The sequence below is a fragment of the Stenotrophomonas sp. T8 genome (genome assembly GCF_051853085.1).
Classification (GTDB): Bacteria; Pseudomonadota; Gammaproteobacteria; order Xanthomonadales; family Xanthomonadaceae; genus Stenotrophomonas; species Stenotrophomonas sepilia.
The window spans coordinates 823,396-841,430 of the sequence record NZ_CP195329.1 but is presented as its reverse complement, the minus strand read 5'-3'; the positions used below and the strand labels follow the sequence as shown (position 1 = coordinate 841,430).

The following is an 18,035-nucleotide window of genomic DNA, read 5'->3' as shown; positions in this document are numbered from 1 at the left end:
CGCCTCCGCGCGGGCCCTTCTTTTTGCTGCACTGCAGGTTGTACCCACTTCGTAATTATGCCGTAATTATCTCAACACCCGTCGGAAGCCGGTCAATGAACCCGAGCTGGGATACGTTGGAACGCAGTCGCCAGGCCCGCCTGGAACGTGCCGCGCCGTGGGCCCGGGGACGCGAGGTCGCCAGCAGCGACGTCGGCGAGTTGCTGCACGCAGTGCTGGAGCCAGGCGACAAGGTCTGCCTGGAGGGCAACAACCAGAAGCAGGCCGATTTCCTCGCCCAGGCGCTGGCCGACCTCGACCCCGCCCGCGTGCATGACCTGCACATGGTGCAGTCGGTCCTCTCACTGCCCTCGCACCTGGACGTATTCGAGCGTGGCATCGCCTCGAAACTGGATTTCTCGTTCTCCGGCCCGCAATCGGTGCGACTGGCCAACCTGGTGGCCGAAGGGCGCATCCAGATCGGTGCCATCCACACCTACCTGGAACTGTTCGGCCGCTACTTCATCGACCTTACGCCGCGCGTAGCGCTGGTCGCCGCGCAGGCCGCCGACCGCCACGGCAACCTCTATACCGGGCCGAATACGGAAGACACTCCGGTGATCGTCGAAGCCACCGCCTTCGGTGGCGGCATCGTCATCGCCCAGGTCAACGAGATCGTTGACAGCCTCCCCCGCGTCGATGTTCCTGCGGACTGGGTCAACTTCGTGGTGCAGGCGCCGAAGCCGAACCATATCGAGCCGCTGTTCACCCGCGACCCTGCGCAGATCTCCGAAATCCAGGTACTGATGGCAATGATGGCCATCAAGGGCATCTACGCCGAGTACGGCGTGAATCGTTTGAATCACGGCATCGGCTTCGATACGGCCGCCATCGAACTGCTGCTCCCCACCTACGCCGAATCGCTCGGTCTGAAGGGAAAGATCTGCCAGCACTGGGCGTTGAACCCACACCCGGCACTGATTCCGGCGATCGAATCGGGCTTCGTCAGATCGGTGCATTCGTTCGGTTCGGAACTGGGCATGGAGAAATACATTGCCGCGCGGGGCGATGTGTTTTTCACCGGCGCCGACGGCTCGATGCGTTCCAACCGCGCGTTCTCGCAGACCGCAGGCCTGTATGCCTGCGACATGTTCATCGGTTCCACCCTGCAGATCGACCTGCAGGGCAACAGTTCCACTGCCACCCGCGACCGCATCGCCGGCTTCGGCGGCGCACCGAACATGGGCTCGGACGCGCGCGGCCGCCGCCATGCCAGCGAGGCCTGGATCAAGGCCGGCCAGCAGGCCGCACGCCCGGGCGAGATGCCACGCGGGCGCAAACTGGTGGTGCAGATGGTGGAAACCTTCCGCGAGCACATGGCCCCGGCATTCGTTGACCGCCTCGACGCCTGGGAACTGGCCGAACGCGCGAACATGCCGCTGCCGCCGGTGATGATCTACGGCGACGACGTCAGCCATGTGCTGACCGAGGAAGGCATCGCCAACCTGCTGCTGTGCCGCACCCCCGAGGAGCGCGAACAGGCGATCCGTGGCGTGGCCGGCTATACCGCCGTGGGCATCGGGCGCGACCGCGCGATGGTGGAGAACCTGCGCGACCGCGGCGTGATCCGCCGTCCCGGTGACCTCGGCATCTCCGTGCGCGATGCCAGCCGTGACCTGCTGGCGGCGCGTTCGGTGAAGGACCTGGTGCGCTGGTCCGGCGGTCTGTACGACCCGCCCAAGCGCTTCCGCAACTGGTAAGGGGCTGAGCATGGAAACCCTCGACTATCGATTCGAAGGCCGCACCGACGTGCCGTTCGCGCGCGATGCGGTGCTGGTGGGCGTGCTGGCGTCGGGCAACCTGGAAATCCTGCTGGAACCGGCGGCGCAGCAGGGCGCGATGACGGTGCGCGTCATCACCGCCGCGCAGGGCTTCGGCAGCATCTGGCAGGCGGTGATCAACGACTTCGCACAGCGTCATCCGCTGCGCGATGTGCGCGTCTCGATCAACGACGCCGGTGCGACCCCGGCCGTGGTCAGCCTGCGCCTGGACCAGGCTGTGGAAACCCTGCTGGCCGGAGGCGCGCCATGAACCACGTACAGCGCCACAGCTATTACGAAGCCGATGCGCGCGAGCGCATCGCTGGGCTGGTCGACGCCGGCTCGTTCCACGAGTTCCTCGGCCCGGCGCGACGGATGATGAGTCCGCACCTGGCCCAGCTCGACCAGCCGGCCGCGTTCGACGATGGCATCGTCGTCGGCGAGGCCAGGCTGCAGGGCAAACACGTGCTGCTGGCCGCACAACAGGGTGAATTCATGGGCGGCGGCGTGGGCGAAGTGCATGGCGCCAAGCTGACCGGGCTGCTGCGCCGTGCGGCGCACACCCGCCCTGACGGCGTGCTGCTGCTGCTCGATACCGGCGGCGTGCGGCTGCACGAAGCCAATGCGGGCCTGATTGCGATCTCCGAGATCATGCGCGCCACCCTGGACGCGCGTGCAGCGGGCGTGCCGGTGATCGCGCTGATCGGCAGCGGCAACGGCGCCTTCGGTGGCATGGGCATCGTTGCCCGCTGCTGCACCACGGTCATCATGTCCGAGGAAGGCCGGATGTCGCTGTCCGGACCGGAGGTGATCGAAACCGTTCGCGGCGTGGAAGAGTTCGACTCACGCGATCGCGCGCTGGTCTGGCGTGTGACCGGTGGCAAGCACCGGTACCTGATCGACCAGGCGCAGGTGCTGGTGCCCGATGCCCTTGAAGCATTCGCGCTGGCCGCACGCGACGCGCTGCACCCCGATGCGGGCAGCACTGACCCGGATGCTGCACTGGCCGCATTGCAGGAACGCCATGCGGCCTTGAAGGCGCGCGTGCGGGCCTGGGGCGATTGCCGCGATGGCCTGGAGATCTGGGCGCGGCTGGGCATTGCCCACCCCGAACGCCTGCCACTGCTCGACACCGATGAATTCCTCACCGCCACCGGCGACCGGAGCCTGCCATGAGCATGCCGTTGCAGACACTGCTCGATGCCCTGTTTCCGCATGGGCACGCCATTGCGGTGAGCGATTCGGTGCTGACCGGCAGCGCCACCACCGACAACGGCGATGTGACTGTGATCGGCACCGCCAACAAGCTCGAGGTGGGCGTGGACCACGCACTGGCACTGGCCGAGACGGTGCTGGCCAGCACCGCCGCGCATCCGCAGCAACCGATCGTGATGCTGGTCGACACCGCCGGCCAGCGCCTGGCACGCCGCGACGAACTGCTCGGCATCAACGGCTGTTTCGCGCACCTGGCGCAGACGCTGGATCTCGCGCGTCGACGTGGCGCCCGACTGGTCACGCTGGTCTACGGTGAATCCGTCAGTGGCGGCTTCCTCTCGTTCGGGCTGATGGCCGACCACATCCATGCCCTGCCGGATGCGCAGGTGCGGGTGATGGACCTGCGCGCGATGGCCCGGGTGACCAAGCAGCCGCTGGATAAACTGCAGGCGCTGAGCCAGACCTCACCGGTGTTCGCACCGGGCGTGGAGAACTACGTGGCGATGGGTGCGGTGGAATCGTTGTGGGAGGGCAATCTTGCCCAGCACCTTCTGCAGGCCCTGCGCACGCCCGCCCATGGCGACCGCCGCGCAGTGCGCGGAGCCGAACGTGGCGGGCGCATGCTTGCCGCACGCGTGGCTGAAGCCGTGAGCCAGGGCGATGCCTGAGCGGCTGCCCCGACATACGCTGGTCTGGCTGTCAGCGCACGCCGGCTGGCAGGCGGACATCGCCGCGCATGAGTCGCGCTTGGCCGACTGGTTTGCACAGGGCCGGCCGGCCATCGTCGCGCGGCGTGCCGCCGACGATGCCGATCCACGCCTGCGTCTCGGCGTGCCGCTGCCGCCCGCCGAGGGCAAACTGCGCCTGGGCCTGCGCGTGCCAGCACACGATGTGCTGCGCACCACACCGCCGCCGGCACTCCAGGCGGTGCTGAAAGGCGACGTTCCGCAGGACTGGCGGCGGCCCCTTGAAGTGCTGCAGAACATCGCTGAGGCGCGCGTATTCGGTGCCTTCGCGTGGCAGCACCTTACTGGCCTGCGCTATGTGCACGCGCGCTCGGACGTCGATCTGCTGTGGCCGATCGACACCACCGCGCAGGCCGATGCCCTGGCTGCACGGCTACAGGCATGGGAAGCCGAACACGACCGGCGGGTCGATGGCGAGCTGTGCCTGGGCGGCGACGCCGCCGTGAACTGGCGGGAGTACGCCGGACGCAGCCGCGAGGTACTGGTCAAGCGCCTCGATGGTGCCGCACTGGAACTACGCGATGCGATGTTCGCCTCCGCCGGGGTGAGCGCATGACCGCCGTCGTGCAATCGGCAGTCAGGCCGGCAGCTGCCGTGGACAGCGCGCGCCTGGGGCGCCTCGCCGTCGCCAGCCTGCATGCGGAGCTGGCGCTGGCGCCCAAGCCCGGACTGGTCACGCCATTCGACAGCGGCAGCCATCACGACATGGACGCCGGCACATTCCTGCGCAGCCTGTTCGCGCTGCGCCACTATTTCACCGCCGTGGCCTGCCTCGGTGCAGCCGGGGCGGACTTCGACGCCTTGCGCCGATGTGGCATCGCAGCCGAAATCGCGATGCTGCGCGCAACCGCCGGCGTCAATACCCATCGTGGCGCGGTCTTCAGTCTCGGCCTGCTGGTGGCGGCCGCCGCGGCCTGTCGCTCCCGCCTGGGCCATGCCGCCACGGGTGAGCAGGTCTGCCAGGAAGTGCGCCGCTGGTCTGCCGAGCTCGCCGACGCACCTCTGGATGCGAACAGCCCTGGCCAGCGCGCGCGCGCACGGCACGGCGTGCAGGGTGTGCGCGAACAAGCGGCCGCCGGCTATCCGCTGCTGCGCGAAGTGGCACTGCCTGCCCTGCGCCACGCAGTGGCCAACGGCCTGCCACGCGAGGCCGCGATGTGCCAGACCCTGATGCAGCTGATCGCGTGCGTGGATGACCTCAACCTGCTGCACCGTGGCGGCACCGACGGCCTGCGCTGGGCCCAGCGGCAGGCCCGCACCTTCCTGGACGCGGGCGGCACCTTCGCGCCGGACTGGCGGACACATCTGCGTCGCATCGGTGATGGCTTCGTCGCGCGCCGGCTGAGCCCAGGCGGCAGCGCAGACCTGTTGGCCTGCAGCGGGTTCCTGCTGCTGCAGGAGCGCGCATGAGCCTGGCCCTGCTCTGCCCCGGCCAAGGCGCGCAGCACGCAGCGATGTTCGACCGCGTGCGCGATCTTCCGGCCGCGCGCCACACCCTTGATCGGGCCAGCACGGTGCTCGGCCGCGATGTGTTTTCCGCCGCGGTGGCCGACGACCGTTTCGACAATGCGCAGGCGCAACCGCTGCTGTGCGCGGCCACTCTGGCTCAGTGGCAGGGGCTGCGCGACAACGTGCCAACGCCGACGCTGGCCGCCGGCTACAGCATCGGCGAGTTGGCTGCGCATGCCATCGCCGGCAGCTTCGATGCGGCCACCTGCCTTGCCCTGGCGGCGCAGCGCGCGCAGTTGATGGACGGCGCCAGCCCCGCCGATGCAGGCCTGCAGGCGGTACTTGGCCTGGAGCGCCATGTACTGCAGCCACTGTGCGATCTGCACGGTGCGTACGTGGCCATCGCCAATGGGCAGGACCATTTCATCGTGGGCGGCACGCACGCCGCATTGCAGCGGCTGGCCGGTGCCGCACGGGCGCAGGGTGCCGGCATCCGTCCGCTGGCGGTGCACGTGCCTGCCCACACGCCGTTGCTGGCGGCGGCGGTCGCACCGTTCGCTGCCGCACTCGATGCCTCGCCGCTGCAAGCCCCACGCCTGCCGCTGCTGGCCGGCATCGATGCGCGGCCTGTGCGTGATCGTGCCACGGTGGTGCACACGCTGTCGGCGCAGCTGGCGCAGAGCATCGAATGGGCGCAGGTGATGCGCCAGGCCTTCGAGCGCGGCGCGCGGGTGTTCCTGCAGCTGGGCCCGGGCAACGCACTGGCGCGCATGGTCGCGCCGTCCTATCCGTGCTGCGAAGTGCGCGCGGTGGAAGAGTTCCAGAGCCTGGAAGGCGCCGCGGCGTGGGTCCGCAGTGCGCTGGAGCGGCTGCAGTAACGGGTTCCAGCAGTACGTATCACGCATCACGCAGTACGTCGCCTTAACCCGGGATGGCGGGTCTCCATCCGCGCTGTACGTGAGCCACGTGTCTGGGAGGGCGCATGAGTCCACAAATCGCAACGATCATCGGCCTGGTGATCATGTTCATCGTCGCCACGGCGATGCCGATCAACATGGGCGCGGTCGCCTTTGCGCTGGCCTTCATCATCGGCGGGCTGTGGGTCGACATGGGCGGCAAGGAGGTTTTGGCCGGCTTTCCCGGCGATCTGTTCCTGACCCTGGTCGGCATCACCTACCTGTTCGCCATCGCGCAGAAGAACGGCACCATCGACCTGCTGGTGCACTGGGCGGTGAAAGTGGTGCGTGGCCATATCGTGGCCATTCCGTGGGTGATGTTCGTGATCACCGCGGTGCTCACCGCGTTCGGTGCGCTGGGCCCGGCGGCGGTCGCGATCATCGGCCCGGTCGCGCTGCGCTTTGCCAAGCAGTACAACATCAACCCGCTGATGATGGGCCTGCTGGTCATCCATGGTGCGCAGGCCGGCGGCTTCTCGCCCATCAGCGTGTACGGCAGCATCACCAACGGCGTGGTGCAGAAGGCTGGGCTGGAAGTGACCGAGATGGCAGTGTTCCTGACCAGCCTGGGCTTCAACTTCATGATGGCGACGATCTGCTTCTTCGCCTTCGGTGGCATCGCCCTGCTGCGTCGCGGCTCGATCACCGCGGCAGGAACGATCGGCAATGCCGAACTGGCGATGGCCGGTGGCCCGCAGGCGTCGTCGCGCCAGTTCGCGATCGAAGGCCATGGCGCGCTGGTCGCAGCAGGCGGCGGCACGCTCAGCAATGATCCGGCGGCACTGGATGCGGTGGGCCTGACCCGCGAACGGTTGTTCACCCTGATCGGCCTGCTCGGCCTGGGCGTGGCCGCGCTGATCTACAACCTCAACGTCGGCCTGGTCTCGATCACCGTCGCGGTGGCGCTGGCGCTGCTGTCGCCACAAAGCCAGAAGGGCGCGGTCGATGGCATCAGCTGGTCCACTGTGCTGCTGATCTGTGGCGTGGTGACCTACATCGGCGTGCTGGAACATGCCGGCGCGGTGGACTTCATCGGCAATGGCGTGTCCGACATCGGCATTCCGCTGCTCGGCGCGCTGCTGGTCTGCTACGTCGGCGGCATCGTCTCCGCATTCGCCTCGTCGGCCGCAGTGCTGGGCGCCACGATTCCGCTGGCGGTGCCGTTCCTGATGCAGGGTCACCTCAGCGCCGCCGGCGTGATCTGCGCGCTGGCGGTGTCGTCCACCATCGTCGATGTCAGCCCGTTCTCCACCAATGGCGCACTGGTGGTGGCCTCGGCAGCCAAGGAGGAACGCGAGACCCTGTTCCGCCGCTTCCTGGTCTACAGCGGACTGGTGGTGGCGCTTGGACCGCTGCTGGCCTGGCTGGTATTCGTGGTGCCGGGCTGGATGTAACTACCCAACGGTAGTGCCGGCCGCTGGCCGGCAATCCCATGAAGCCATCCAGCGATCATGGGTTGCCGGCCAGCGGCCGGCACTACCTGGCGGTACACTTCCTCCATGGCCATTGCCCCTGCCCCGCGGTCACCGAAGAAGCGCGCACCTCTGTATGAAGAGGTGGCCGACCACGTGCGCGAGCGCATCTACGACTATCGGCTGCCGCCGGGCGAGTGGATCGACGAGCCCGCGCTGTGCGAAGAACTGGGCATCAGCCGCACGCCGCTGCGCGAGGCGTTGAAGCTGCTGGCCGCCGAAGGCCTGGTACAGATCGACGCAGGTCGTGGCAGCCGGGTCACCCGGTTGACGCTGGAAGACCTCAACCAGCTGTTCCCGGTAATGGCCATGCTGGAAGGCCGTTGCGCGCATGAGGCGGTGCAGCACATCGACGATGCCGGTGTGCAACAACTGGAGGCCCTGCATGCGGCGATGGAAGCGGCGGCGGCCGAGGGCAACATTGCCGAGTACTATCGCAACAACTACCTGATCCACGAAACCGTGCAGCATTACGCGGGCAATCCGTGGCTGATCCGCATCACCCACGACCTGCACCGCATCCTGAAGATGCATCGCGGCCGCCAGCTGCTGACCCCGGGCCGCACGGCGCAGTCGCTGGCCGAACACCGCGAGTTGATGGAGTGCTTCCGCCGCCGCGATGCGCAGGCTGCCGAACGCACCATGGAGCGCCATCTGCTCAGCCAGGGCCAGGCATTGGCCGCCTATGTGGCAGCGGGCGGGCTGTTGAACGTGCCAGCGCCCTTGCCGACCAAAGGCGGCGGTTGAGCGGATGAGGTTGCCGGCCAGCGGCCGGCACTACCCAGCCGAGGTCACGCCCTGGTAGTGCCGGCCGCTGGCCGGCATCCTGGAACATCTCGTCAATCGCCACCACCGCAGCTGCCGCCGTCACCGCTGCCACCGTCGCTGGCGCAGTCGGAGCTGCTGTGGCTGTGATGGCTGTAGCTGTCGCCGGATTGGCCGCCCGGATGATCGTAGCCACCGCCGAAACTGTTGTCGCCCCGGATCCCGGAGCCATCGGCCGTAGCCACCGCCATGCACAGGATGGCGCCGACCAGCGGCAGCAGCCAGACCATCAGCAGCTGCACCGTCCGGCCACCCGCCGACAGCCCATCACGCCTGACGATCAGCACGGTAGCCACCACGTTCAAGCCCAGCACCAGCAGGACCAGCAGAAGGGCAACGATCAGCATTCGGCGACACCATGCCTGGACTGGGGGCATTATGGCCTGCCACCCCGGCAATGGCCCTGCCTGTCATGAAGATGGGACAATGTGGGGGCGTGCCGGCCTGCCCCTGGCCGCCGGCGCCCCTCGCACCACACGGAAGAAGAAGAACAACAACATGCTGAAAGTCATTTTCGATACCGACCCGGGCGTCGACGACGCCTTGGCCCTGCTGTACCTGCACAAGCACGCCCAGATCGACCTGATCGGCGTCACTACCACCTTCGGCAATGCCTCGGTGGAGTCGACCACGCACAACGCGCTGTACCTGAAGCAGGCCTGGGGCTTCGCCGCCCCGGTCGCGCGCGGTGCCGATGGCCCGCTGCAGCCGGAAGCCACCCCGGAAGCCTGGCCGGTGCACATCCACGGCCACAACGGCCTGGGCAACCACCCGGTGCCGGCCAGCCTGGACGTGACCGCCGATGCCCGCCCGGCCCATCAGCTGATCATCGATCTGGTCCGCGCCCATCCGGGCGAAGTGACCCTGGTCGCGGTCGGCCGCATGACCAACCTGGCCCTGGCCCTGCAGCAGGCCCCGGACATCGCCGGCCTGGTACGCGGCGTGGTGATCATGGGCGGCGCCTTCCACGTCAACGGCAACATCACCCCGGCCGCCGAGGCCAACATCTGGGGCGATGCCGAAGCGGCCGACGTGGTGTTCACCGCCAGCTGGCCGGTCACCGCGATCGGCCTGGACGTGACCACCCGCGTGGAAATGGACCGTGACGGCCTGGATAAGCTGGCCGCCATCGGCGGTGCCGACGCCGAGCTGGTCCGTGCGCTGTCGCAGGATTACGTCGACTTCTACCTGCAGGCCGGCCACAAGGGCATGGTCGTGCACGACTGCTGCGCATGCATCGCGCTGACCCGCCCGGAACTGTTCCAGTTCGAGCGCGCCAGCGTGCGTGTGGCCACCGACGGCGTTGCCCGCGGCATGACCATTCCCAAGCCGGAAGGCCTGGCATTCGGCCCCAGCGTGTGGGACGGCCACGTGGTGCAGTCGATCGCCATCGGTGTGGATGCGGCCGCGGTACTGGCCGACATCGAGCAGACCCTGAAGGTCTGACCGGCTAGCGTCTGGCCCTGCCCGGGACCGTCTCGGGCAGGGTCCACAGCACCGGCAGCACCAGCACCGCCACCAGCGCGATCATCGCGCCCGGCGCCGCCGCCCAGCCGCTGCGCTCCACCCACCATTGCGCCAGCCATGGCGTTGCCCCGCCGAAGAAGGCAGTGGCCATTGTTACTCCCAGTGCCAGGCCGCTGACCCGGCCTTCGCCTGGGAACTGCTCAGCCGTGGCCGGGGCCGCCACCGCGCTTACACCGCCGGCCACGCAGGCCAGCAGCACCGCCGCCAGCACGATGCCCAGCGCCGTCGCCTGTGCCATCCACGCAAACAGGGACAGCGGCAGCAGCGCTGCCAGCACGGTCAGGCCCAACAACACCGGACGTCGTCCGACCCGGTCCGACAATGCGCCACACAGGGGCGTGATCGCGATCACTGCCACCGCCGCGATCGTCGACAGCCACAGTGCGTCACCCTCATCGTGGCCCTGCGCGTGCAGGAATGCAGGCACATAGGTGATGCCCACGTAGTAAGTGATCGATCCCAGCGCCGAAATCGCGAACGTGCGCGCCACCGCCAACGGATGATGCTGCAGCACATGCCGCAGTGGTGTGGCGGGAATGCTGCCTTCGCGGCGCTGGCGCTCGAACTCCGGCGACTCGTGCATGCCCGAACGCGCAATCAGGATCACCAGCGCAAGCGCAGCGCCGACGAGGAACGGAATCCGCCAGCCCCAGCTGTCCAGCTGCGGTGTGGGCAGCAGCGCGACGGTAAGTGCAGAGATCGCCACCGCCAGCAGGGCGCCCACTTCGCTGGCGGCCGAGGCCAATGACGTAACCAGGCCGCGTCGGCGCGCCGGTGCGCTTTCCAGCAGGTACGCCACCACGCCGGTATATTCGCCGCCCACCGAGAACGCCATCACGCAGCGCAGCACCAGCAGCAGCACGCCGGCCGTGGCGCCTGCGGTGGCCGCGGTCGGCAGCAGCGCAGTGGCCAGCATTGCCGCTGCCATCAACGCCATCGACGCGAGCAACATCCAGCGTCGGCCGAGCCGGTCACCCAGGTGACCAAAGCACAGCGCGCCCAGCGGACGCATCAGGTAGGACACCGCGAATCCGGCCAAGGTGACCAGCAACGCCTGCTCGCCACCGCCGAAGAACACCCGCGACAGCACCGTGGCGAAGTACAGGTACAGGGTAAAGTCGTACCACTCCACCACCGTGGACAGGCCGGCCACCCACATCGAGCGCTGCCGCGCCGCGGTCATTGCGTATTCGCCTTCAACAGCCTCTATCCCGGTTGGGCAGGTTCCGCGCAGCGTGGCATGGACCGGGTGAAATGCCGGTCATCGGCTGTCGGCTGCGTGCATGCACTGGGTTTCATGACCGCTGAAGCGCTCACCGCCAAGGCCGAAGCAGAAGCATCCTTGCTGGAACACAAGGCCGGGCAACTCAGCCCGGCAGCTGCAGCTCCGCCCGCAGCCCGCCACCCTCGCGGTTGTGCAAGCGCAGCGAGCCGCCCAGCGACTGCGCCAGCTGCACCGCGATGGCCAGGCCCAGGCCGGTCCCGCCGGTATCGCGGTTGCGCGAGCTTTCCAGCCGGTGGAACGGCGCCAGCACTGCCTGCAGCTGGCCCTCGGGAATACCGGGGCCACGGTCGGAAATGCTGATCCACACCCTTCCGGCCTCATCGCGACCCGCCTCGATCTCGGCGGCGCCGGCGTAGCGCAATGCGTTGTCGACCAGATTGCCGACCACCCGGCGCAGCGGCTGCGGCCAGGTCTGTACGACCAGCCCAGCGGGCGCACCGCCAGTGACCGGCTTGCCCATGTCCTCGTAGTCGCCGACCACACTGGCGAGGAACGCGCCCAGGTCCATCGACACCGGCGCGCCAGCGGCGACGTGGCTGCTGCGCGCATAGGCGACGCCCTCGCGCACCAGTTGCCCAAGGTGATCGAGATCATTCAGCAGGCGCTGCTGGGTAGCGTCTTCCGGCAAGGTCTCCACCCGAAGCTTCATGCGCGTGATGGGGGTCTGCAGGTCATGCGAGATCGCGGCCAGGATCTGCAGGCGTTCACTGACATGGCCACGAATGCGTGCCTGCAGTGCATTGAGTGCGGCCGCCGCGCCGCTTACTTCCGCAGGACCATCTTCAGGCAGTGCAGGCCCGTCCTTGCCCGGCTGCAGATGCTCCACCGCATGCGACAGCTGCTGCAGCGGGCGCAGGGCCAGGCGCACGGCCAGCCACGCGCACACCAGCAGCAGCGCCAGCTGCACCAGCAGCACGGCGGGCAGCCAACGTGCCAGCGGCAGGCCCGACGGGGTGACTTCAATGGTCAAGGGTGTGCCGTCGTGCAGGCGCAGTTCCACCTCAAACCGCTCCGGCAGGCGAGCCACCTGGCGCGCCTGCAACCGATAGCGGTGCCGCAGGCTGTCGTCGATGATCGCCGTGACCTGGCGCGCACGATCGGTCTGCAGCCCCGGCCCGGGCGCGGCTGGACGCAACAGGTAGCGGTAAGTGCGTCGTTCCAACCGTGGTACCCAGGCATCGCGCTGGTCTGCGGGCAGGTGCTCCAGCAGTGCGACACTCACCGCCACATCCTCGTCGAGGTTGCGCAGCATCATGCTGCGGGTGGACTGGTAGCGTTCGAAAAAGAGCAAGCCGAAGGACAGCGCGTGGGCCAGGGTGAGTCCGCCCAGCAGGACCAGCAGCAGCCGCGCCGACAGCGTGCGCGGCCAGCGTGGACGGCGTGCGCCGGTGCTCATTCGTCCGGCCCCAGCAACTGCACCGGCACGCTGAACACATAGCCTTCGCTGCGCACGGTCTTGATGTAAGTCGGCTCGCGCGCGTCGTCACCCAGTCGCTGGCGCACGCGGCTGACCAGCAGGTCAATCGAGCGATCGAACAGTTCTGCATCGCGGCCCTGGGTGAGGCTGAGCAGCTGGTCGCGGCTGAGCACCCGATTGGCGTGGTCGAGGAACACGCGCAACAGGCGGAACTCGGCGCCGCTGAGCGGATACGCGGTCCCCTGTGCGTCCAGCAAGTGGCGCGCGGTGGTATCCAGGCGCCACTCGCCGAAGGCGAGCTGGCGCCCGGCCTCGCTCACCTGCAGGTTCGGCGGCAGCATCTGCGTGCGACGGATCACCGCATTGATGCGTGCCAGCAGCTCGCGCGAAGAAAAGGGCTTGGTCACGTAGTCGTCAGCGCCCATTTCCAGGCCGATGATGCGATCGGTTTCGTCATCGCGGGCGGTCAGCAGCACGACCGGCACCGCGCGATGCTTGCCGGCGCGCAGGTTGCGGCACAGGCTCAGGCCGTCCTCGCCTGGCATCATCACGTCCAGCACCACCAGATCCACCGCATGGGTATCCATCAGCGCGCGCATGGCCCGGCCACCGTCGGCCTGGCTGACACGCAAACCGTTGCGCAGCAGGTAGTCGGCCAGCATCTGGCGGATCTCGCTGTCATCGTCGACGACCAGGATGTGCGGTACATGGTTCATTGCGTTCTCGATGAAGACGGAGGTCAGGGCCGCGCTGCGCGGCCATGGTAGCGCGGCTCAAGGGCTGGCCAGCAGGCGCTGGATCTCGCTTTCGGTACGTGCGTAGTCGCCCTCGCCGTAATGGCGGTAGACCACCCGCCCCTGCCGGTCGAGCAGGTACAGTGCGGGCCAGAAGCGGTTGCCCCAGGCGTTCCAGATCCGGTACTGGTTGTCCTGCACCACCGGCCAGGTGATGTCCAACCGTGCGATGGCCCTGCGCACGTTGCCGGGCAGCCCTTCATGGGCGAACTCCGGCGTATGCACGCCGATCACCTTCAGGCCCTGCGACGCGTACCTGGCATTCCACTGGTGGACATACGGCGCCACGTTGAGGCAGTTGCTGCAGGTATAGGTCCAGAACTCGACCAGCACCACCTGCCCCCGCAACTGCTTCAGTGTGAGCGGTGGGCTGTTGTGCCAGGGCCCGCCACCGTCGAACCCGGCAGCGGGAAGGGCCTGTGCCGGCTGCGCATCGGCCTCCGGGTTGGGCCAGGCCAGCAACAACGCTGCTCCGCCGAGCAGGCCCAGCAGCAACGGCAGTGCGTACCCTCGCAGTGCGGTCATCGTTCAGCCCCCCTGCTCGGCCAACGGCAGTTCAGCGGGCTTCACCCCTGCCGCCTCCAGGATGCTGTCGGCTACCTGCGCCGGATGCGAAAGCAGCGACACATGGCTGCTCCCGATCGATTGCACCTGTGCACCGATGCGACGTGCGGTCGCGGCCTGCAGCTGTGGCGACAGCATGCGGTCATCACGGCTGAGCACGTACCAGCTCGGCTTGCTGCGCCAGGCCGCCATGTTCACCACCTCGCCCAGCGCGCTGGCCTTCAACGGGACCTGCGTGCTGTACAGCAGTGCTGCCGACTTTTTCATTACGTCCGGCGCGAAGTCCTGGGCGATGGCATCGGCCGGCAACGTCAGGTAGCCATCCCTCTCCTGCAGCCGGGCCAGGCCCGGCCCGACCGGGAAGCCTTCGCCCTGTTGCGCCGAAGACTGCCCTGCATCCGGTGCGAAGGCCGCCACGTACACCAGCGCCTGCACCTTCGGGTCATTGCCCGCTTCGGTGATGACCGTGCCACCCCAGCTGTGGCCGACCAGCACCACCTTGCCGGGCGCGGCGGCAATCGCGCGGCGGGTGGCGGCCACATCGTCGGCCAACGACGTGAGCGGGTTCTGCACCGCCACCGCCGGCAGCTTCCAGTCGTGCAGCGTGGTGATGACCTTGCTCCAGCTGGAGCCGTCGGCGAAGGCACCGTGCACCAGGATGACGGTGGGCGGTGCAGCGGTATCGGCCTGGGTGGCGAAGGCCGGGGCGGCAGCTCCGGCCAGGGCGAGAGCGGCGGCAAGCGAGGAGATACGGATCACGGGTGACACTCCGGTGTTGGGAGTGGTCATTTCCGCCTGCCGGTGTATCGGCGCTGTTTCTTCGCGGCGCGGAGTTGTAACGGACTGTAGGGCGCAGGCGGGTTTCTACAGTGGGATACATTCTGGCGCCGGCCTGGCCGGGCGCTACTGGGTGGATACCGTTCCACGCACGCGTGCGCGCAACGCATCGATGTGCATCCACGCATCGTCTTTGTATCCGACTGTACGAAACCCCGGCTGCGGCCACAGTCGCTGACAAAACCCCGGGCAACGGCACACGTTGCCGATACCTGCGCCGCCTGGAATGGCCTCCATCGACCACTGGCCCGCAGGAAACCACCATGATCAGCACCGCCTCTTCCGTGTATACCCCCCGCCTGGACGCCGTCGGCCGCTGGCTCTCGCCATTGGCGCTTCGCACGCTGCTGGCCTGGGAGTTCTTTGAGTCCGGCCGCGAGAAGCTGGGCGGCCAGAACTGGTTCGCCGAGCTGGAAGGTCGCTTCCCGTTCCCGTTCTCCACCCTGCCCGCATCGTTGAACTGGCAGCTGGCCACCTGGCTGGAACTGGTGGGTGCGGTGATGCTGCTGCTCGGCCTGGCCACGCGCTCGGTGGCCTACGTCTTCTGGGTGTTGACGGTGGTCGCCATCGCCGCCGTGCACTGGCCCGACCAGTGGAGCGGCTTGGGTGAACTCTGGCAGGGCTATGCGATCACCGACCAGGGCTACGGCAACTTCAAGCTGCCGCTGCTGTTCCTGGCCATGCTGCTGCCATTGATCCTCAACGGCGGTGGCGCGCTCAGCGTGGACCGGCTGCTGGTCGGCCCACAGCATGCCCCCGTCGGCGATGACGGCCTGGGCTGGGGCGTCAGCCTGATCGCCCTGTTGCTGCCGGTTGCCGCGCTGTTGCCCGGCATCGGCTTCGGCGGCGCCCTGCTTGGTGGCGTGCTGCTGCTGGGCTACGCGCTGCGCCGTCGTCGCACCGCCTGACCTGCTTCGCCCCTTCCCGCGCTTCCTCCTTTCGTTTCCGTCGCCTTCAGGCGACGTCCATCCCGCACGCCTGGCGTGCCATCCCCAAGGAGTCACTACCATGTCCGTCTCGACCAAGAACACCCCCTCCTCCCGCCTGCCGCGCATTGGTGCCATCGGCATCGCCCTGGCCGGTGGCCTGCTGCTGGCCGGCCAGGCCGCAGCGATCCAACCGCTGGCGATCAGCGCCGTCGCCATGAGCGCCGCCGCCGAAGGCAAGTGCGGCGAAGGCAAGTGCGGGGCCAACAAGGCCACCACCGGCAAGCCCGCCGGCAAGGCCAAGGTGGCCGAAGGCCAGTGTGGCGAAGGCAAGTGCGGCGATGCCTCGTTTGCCCGCACCGACCGTGACCACGACGGCAAGGTCTCGCGTGCCGAGTTCAACGCGGTGGCCGCCAAGCGTGCCGCCGAGTTCGACCGCATCGACACCGACCACGACGGTTACATCAGCGAACAGGAAGCGCACGACTACCTGCGCAGCGTCTACACCGCCAACGGCAAGCCGATGCCGAAGGGCCTGTTCTCCCGCGTTGCCGATTGATCGACGTCCAACCGGCGCTGCCTTCAAGGCGGCGCCCTCTCTCTGGAGCATCCGCCATGTCCCTGCCCTTCAATGCCGCCGGCCTTGGCCTGCGCCGTGGCCTGATCGACGAACTGCTGGCAATGCCGGCCAGTGCCATCGACTTCCTCGAAGTCTCCCCTGACAACTGGATCGGCGTCGGCGGTGCACACGGCGCCGCGCTGCGCCAGCTCAGCGAGCGCCATCCCCTGACCTGCCACGGCCTGTCGCTGTCGCTGGGAGGTCCTGATCCGCTGGACCGCACCCTGCTGGCACAGACCCGTGCCTTCCTCGACCTGCACCAGGTGCAGCTGTACAGCGAACACCTGAGCTACTGCGCCGCCGGCGGACATGTCTACGACCTGCTGCCGCTGCCGTTCACCGCCGAAGCCGTACACCATGTCGCCAGTCGCATCGCCCAGGTGCAGGACATGCTGGGCCGGCGCATCGCCGTGGAGAACATCTCCTACTACGCCGTTGCCGGCGCGGACATGAGCGAGATCGACTTCATCAACGCCGTGCTCGCCGAAGCCGACTGCGACCTGCTGCTGGACGTCAACAACGTCTTCGTCAACGCCTGCAACAACGGTTACGACGCCTTCGAATTCCTGGCCTGCGTGCCGTCCCACCGTGTCGCCTCGCTGCATGTGGCCGGCCATTTCGATGAAGACGATGGCTTCAAGATCGATACCCACGGTGCCCCGGTGAAAGGCGTGGTCTGGGCGCTGTTGCGCGAGGCCTATGCGCGGGTCGGCGTGCGCCCGACGCTGCTCGAACGCGACTTCAACTTTCCGCCGCTGGCGGAGTTGCTGACCGAGGTTGCACAGATCCGCCAAGCGCAGGTCGAGGCACGTTCACCCGAGGTGGCCCATGGCTGAGTCGCTGGCTACCCTGCAACGGCGCTGGGCCGATCATGTGCGGGACCCAGCAATGGCCGCACCCGACGGCGTCGAGGCGGGCAGGCTGGCGGTATACCGCCGCCTGTGCATCGACAGCCTGGACACCCTGCTGGCCGGCAGCCTGCCGCGCCTGCAACAGCAGTTGGGCACGCCACGCTGGCGCGACACGGTGGAGCACTACTACGCCCGCCACGCCTGCCAGACCCCGTTGTTCCCACAGATCGCCGGCGAGTTCGCGACCTGGCTGGCAGTACAGGACACGCTGGCACTCCCGGCCTGGACAGCGGAACTGGCGCACTACGAGAGCTCGCAGCAGTCGCTGCACATTGAAGCACGTGACGCCGGGCGGTCCCTGCACCGCGTTCCCGAAGGCAGCGATGTGCTGGCGGTTTCGCCGCTGGTGCGGGTGCTGGGCTACCAGTGGCCGGTGCATGAGGACGAGGCCCTGGAGCCGGCGTTGGGCGCAGCGCCCACGCTGCTGGTGATCCAGCGCCGCGCCGATTTCAGCCTGCAGGTCGAGCAACTGTCACCGCTGGCCTACGCGCTGCTATCAGCCTTCGGTGACGACGGCGCGCCGGTGGATGAGGCACTACAGACGCTGTCCGAAACGCATGGCGTGGCAACGGACGCATTGCGCGTGGCCTGCGTGCCCGTTCTGGGCGAGCTGTGCATGGCAGGCGTGCTGGTTGCATTGCCTGCTTCCTGAGGTTGCCGGCCAGCGGTCGGCACTACCCACTCGGTGCCCGG

General features: G+C 68.0%; 20 protein-coding genes. 14 read left to right on the top strand and 6 right to left on the bottom strand.

Going from position 1 to position 18,035, the window contains the following annotated elements; genetic code table 11:
• Nucleotides 1-95: 95 nt before the first annotated feature.
• The 9 genes from mdcA (at nt 96) to ACSDHM_RS03975 (ending at nt 8,384) form a co-directional block, all read left to right on the top strand.
• Nucleotides 96-1,739, top strand: coding sequence for a malonate decarboxylase subunit alpha (gene mdcA, locus ACSDHM_RS04015; protein WP_065185999.1), 1,644 nt, complete (start codon nt 96-98; stop codon nt 1,737-1,739).
• Between the two features lie 10 nt (nt 1,740-1,749).
• Nucleotides 1,750-2,070 (top strand): malonate decarboxylase acyl carrier protein, encoded by a 321-nt coding sequence (mdcC, locus tag ACSDHM_RS04010; RefSeq protein WP_065178127.1) that lies wholly within the window; start codon nt 1,750-1,752, stop codon nt 2,068-2,070.
• The gene (locus tag ACSDHM_RS04005) at nt 2,067-2,975 is read left to right on the top strand and encodes a biotin-independent malonate decarboxylase subunit beta (RefSeq protein ID WP_111201158.1); all 909 of its coding nucleotides are present in this window, start codon (nt 2,067-2,069) and stop codon (nt 2,973-2,975) included. The genes mdcC and ACSDHM_RS04005 overlap by 4 nt, the downstream gene beginning before the upstream one ends.
• 2 nt (nt 2,976-2,977) lie before the next feature.
• The gene (mdcE, locus tag ACSDHM_RS04000) at nt 2,978-3,682 is read left to right on the top strand and encodes a biotin-independent malonate decarboxylase subunit gamma (RefSeq protein WP_065178163.1); all 705 of its coding nucleotides are present in this window, start codon (nt 2,978-2,980) and stop codon (nt 3,680-3,682) included.
• A complete protein-coding gene (gene mdcG, locus ACSDHM_RS03995; RefSeq protein ID WP_188241186.1) occupies nt 3,675-4,316 on the top strand; it encodes a malonate decarboxylase holo-[acyl-carrier-protein] synthase in 642 nt (213 codons plus the stop codon). Before mdcE ends, mdcG begins: the two co-directional genes overlap by 8 nt.
• Complete coding sequence (gene mdcB, locus ACSDHM_RS03990; RefSeq protein ID WP_188241187.1) at nt 4,313-5,170, top strand: triphosphoribosyl-dephospho-CoA synthase MdcB; 858 nt, start codon at nt 4,313-4,315, stop codon at nt 5,168-5,170. The genes mdcG and mdcB overlap by 4 nt, the downstream gene beginning before the upstream one ends.
• A complete protein-coding gene (gene mdcH / locus ACSDHM_RS03985) occupies nt 5,167-6,087 on the top strand; it encodes a malonate decarboxylase subunit epsilon (protein WP_088496419.1) in 921 nt (306 codons plus the stop codon). The genes mdcB and mdcH overlap by 4 nt, the downstream gene beginning before the upstream one ends.
• A gap of 104 nt (nt 6,088-6,191) precedes the next feature.
• A complete protein-coding gene (locus tag ACSDHM_RS03980; RefSeq protein ID WP_069139059.1) occupies nt 6,192-7,559 on the top strand; it encodes an SLC13 family permease in 1,368 nt (455 codons plus the stop codon).
• Nucleotides 7,560-7,664: 105 nt separating this feature from the next.
• Nucleotides 7,665-8,384, top strand: coding sequence for a GntR family transcriptional regulator (locus ACSDHM_RS03975; protein WP_353080151.1), 720 nt, complete (start codon nt 7,665-7,667; stop codon nt 8,382-8,384).
• Nucleotides 8,385-8,476: 92 nt separating this feature from the next.
• Here ACSDHM_RS03975 and ACSDHM_RS03970 read toward each other — a convergent pair whose 3' ends face one another.
• A complete protein-coding gene (locus ACSDHM_RS03970; RefSeq protein WP_439426675.1) occupies nt 8,477-8,809 on the bottom strand; it encodes a hypothetical protein in 333 nt (110 codons plus the stop codon).
• A gap of 151 nt (nt 8,810-8,960) precedes the next feature.
• On the opposite strand from ACSDHM_RS03970, the gene ACSDHM_RS03965 reads away from it, so the two are divergent.
• Nucleotides 8,961-9,908: a nucleoside hydrolase gene (locus tag ACSDHM_RS03965; RefSeq protein ID WP_134968082.1), complete on the top strand. Its 948-nt coding sequence runs from the start codon at nt 8,961-8,963 to the stop codon at nt 9,906-9,908.
• 4 nt (nt 9,909-9,912) lie between these two features.
• Here the strand turns inward: ACSDHM_RS03965 and ACSDHM_RS03960 are convergent, their stop codons facing one another.
• The 5 genes from ACSDHM_RS03960 to ACSDHM_RS03940 all read right to left on the bottom strand — a co-directional run bounded on the left by ACSDHM_RS03960 (nt 9,913) and on the right by ACSDHM_RS03940 (nt 14,808).
• Complete coding sequence (locus ACSDHM_RS03960) at nt 9,913-11,172, bottom strand: MFS transporter (RefSeq protein ID WP_439426674.1); 1,260 nt, start codon at nt 11,170-11,172, stop codon at nt 9,913-9,915.
• A 184-nt stretch (nt 11,173-11,356) separates the two neighbouring features.
• Nucleotides 11,357-12,670, bottom strand: a complete 1,314-nt coding sequence (locus ACSDHM_RS03955; RefSeq protein ID WP_439426673.1) for a sensor histidine kinase — start codon at nt 12,668-12,670, stop codon at nt 11,357-11,359.
• The gene (locus ACSDHM_RS03950; RefSeq protein WP_111201165.1) at nt 12,667-13,407 is read right to left on the bottom strand and encodes a response regulator; all 741 of its coding nucleotides are present in this window, start codon (nt 13,405-13,407) and stop codon (nt 12,667-12,669) included. The genes ACSDHM_RS03955 and ACSDHM_RS03950 overlap by 4 nt, the downstream gene beginning before the upstream one ends.
• Before the next feature lie 57 nt (nt 13,408-13,464).
• Complete coding sequence (locus tag ACSDHM_RS03945; RefSeq protein ID WP_072168669.1) at nt 13,465-14,010, bottom strand: redoxin family protein; 546 nt, start codon at nt 14,008-14,010, stop codon at nt 13,465-13,467.
• Between the two features lie 3 nt (nt 14,011-14,013).
• Nucleotides 14,014-14,808, bottom strand: a complete 795-nt coding sequence (locus ACSDHM_RS03940; RefSeq protein ID WP_439426672.1) for an alpha/beta fold hydrolase — start codon at nt 14,806-14,808, stop codon at nt 14,014-14,016.
• Nucleotides 14,809-15,149: 341 nt separating this feature from the next.
• Here ACSDHM_RS03940 and ACSDHM_RS03935 point away from each other — a divergent pair, with 341 nt between their 5' ends.
• The 4 genes from ACSDHM_RS03935 to ACSDHM_RS03920 all read left to right on the top strand — a co-directional run bounded on the left by ACSDHM_RS03935 (nt 15,150) and on the right by ACSDHM_RS03920 (nt 17,994).
• Entirely contained in the window at nt 15,150-15,794 is a 645-nt protein-coding gene (locus tag ACSDHM_RS03935) for an HvfX family Cu-binding RiPP maturation protein (protein ID WP_072168667.1), read from the top strand.
• Between the two features lie 100 nt (nt 15,795-15,894).
• Nucleotides 15,895-16,371: an HvfA family oxazolone/thioamide-modified RiPP metallophore gene (locus tag ACSDHM_RS03930; RefSeq protein ID WP_069139051.1), complete on the top strand. Its 477-nt coding sequence runs from the start codon at nt 15,895-15,897 to the stop codon at nt 16,369-16,371.
• Between the two features lie 56 nt (nt 16,372-16,427).
• Nucleotides 16,428-17,267, top strand: a complete 840-nt coding sequence (locus ACSDHM_RS03925; protein WP_088496743.1) for an HvfB family MNIO-type RiPP peptide maturase — start codon at nt 16,428-16,430, stop codon at nt 17,265-17,267.
• Nucleotides 17,260-17,994: an HvfC family RiPP maturation protein gene (locus tag ACSDHM_RS03920; protein ID WP_227836620.1), complete on the top strand. Its 735-nt coding sequence runs from the start codon at nt 17,260-17,262 to the stop codon at nt 17,992-17,994. Before ACSDHM_RS03925 ends, ACSDHM_RS03920 begins: the two co-directional genes overlap by 8 nt.
• Nucleotides 17,995-18,035: the final 41 nt, after the last annotated feature.

Excerpts from the sequence above, each read along its gene's own strand:
- mdcE (WP_065178163.1), top strand. The coding sequence starts at position 2,978 with ATGCCGTTGCAGACACTGCTCGATGCCCTGTTTCCGCATGGGCACGCC.
- mdcA (WP_065185999.1), top strand. The coding sequence starts at position 96 with ATGAACCCGAGCTGGGATACGTTGGAACGCAGTCGCCAGGCCCGCCTG.
- ACSDHM_RS03955 (WP_439426673.1), bottom strand. The coding sequence starts at position 12,670 with ATGAGCACCGGCGCACGCCGTCCACGCTGGCCGCGCACGCTGTCGGCG.
- ACSDHM_RS03980 (WP_069139059.1), top strand. The coding sequence starts at position 6,192 with ATGAGTCCACAAATCGCAACGATCATCGGCCTGGTGATCATGTTCATC.
- mdcG (WP_188241186.1), top strand. The coding sequence starts at position 3,675 with ATGCCTGAGCGGCTGCCCCGACATACGCTGGTCTGGCTGTCAGCGCAC.
- ACSDHM_RS03930 (WP_069139051.1), top strand. The coding sequence starts at position 15,895 with ATGTCCGTCTCGACCAAGAACACCCCCTCCTCCCGCCTGCCGCGCATT.
- ACSDHM_RS03970 (WP_439426675.1), bottom strand. The coding sequence starts at position 8,809 with ATGCTGATCGTTGCCCTTCTGCTGGTCCTGCTGGTGCTGGGCTTGAAC.
- ACSDHM_RS03920 (WP_227836620.1), top strand. The coding sequence starts at position 17,260 with ATGGCTGAGTCGCTGGCTACCCTGCAACGGCGCTGGGCCGATCATGTG.
- ACSDHM_RS03935 (WP_072168667.1), top strand. The coding sequence starts at position 15,150 with ATGATCAGCACCGCCTCTTCCGTGTATACCCCCCGCCTGGACGCCGTC.
- ACSDHM_RS03925 (WP_088496743.1), top strand. The coding sequence starts at position 16,428 with ATGTCCCTGCCCTTCAATGCCGCCGGCCTTGGCCTGCGCCGTGGCCTG.
- ACSDHM_RS03950 (WP_111201165.1), bottom strand. The coding sequence starts at position 13,407 with ATGAACCATGTACCGCACATCCTGGTCGTCGACGATGACAGCGAGATC.
- ACSDHM_RS03975 (WP_353080151.1), top strand. The coding sequence starts at position 7,665 with ATGGCCATTGCCCCTGCCCCGCGGTCACCGAAGAAGCGCGCACCTCTG.
- ACSDHM_RS04005 (WP_111201158.1), top strand. The coding sequence starts at position 2,067 with ATGAACCACGTACAGCGCCACAGCTATTACGAAGCCGATGCGCGCGAG.
- ACSDHM_RS03960 (WP_439426674.1), bottom strand. The coding sequence starts at position 11,172 with ATGACCGCGGCGCGGCAGCGCTCGATGTGGGTGGCCGGCCTGTCCACG.
- ACSDHM_RS03945 (WP_072168669.1), bottom strand. The coding sequence starts at position 14,010 with ATGACCGCACTGCGAGGGTACGCACTGCCGTTGCTGCTGGGCCTGCTC.
- ACSDHM_RS03965 (WP_134968082.1), top strand. The coding sequence starts at position 8,961 with ATGCTGAAAGTCATTTTCGATACCGACCCGGGCGTCGACGACGCCTTG.
- mdcB (WP_188241187.1), top strand. The coding sequence starts at position 4,313 with ATGACCGCCGTCGTGCAATCGGCAGTCAGGCCGGCAGCTGCCGTGGAC.
- mdcC (WP_065178127.1), top strand. The coding sequence starts at position 1,750 with ATGGAAACCCTCGACTATCGATTCGAAGGCCGCACCGACGTGCCGTTC.
- mdcH (WP_088496419.1), top strand. The coding sequence starts at position 5,167 with ATGAGCCTGGCCCTGCTCTGCCCCGGCCAAGGCGCGCAGCACGCAGCG.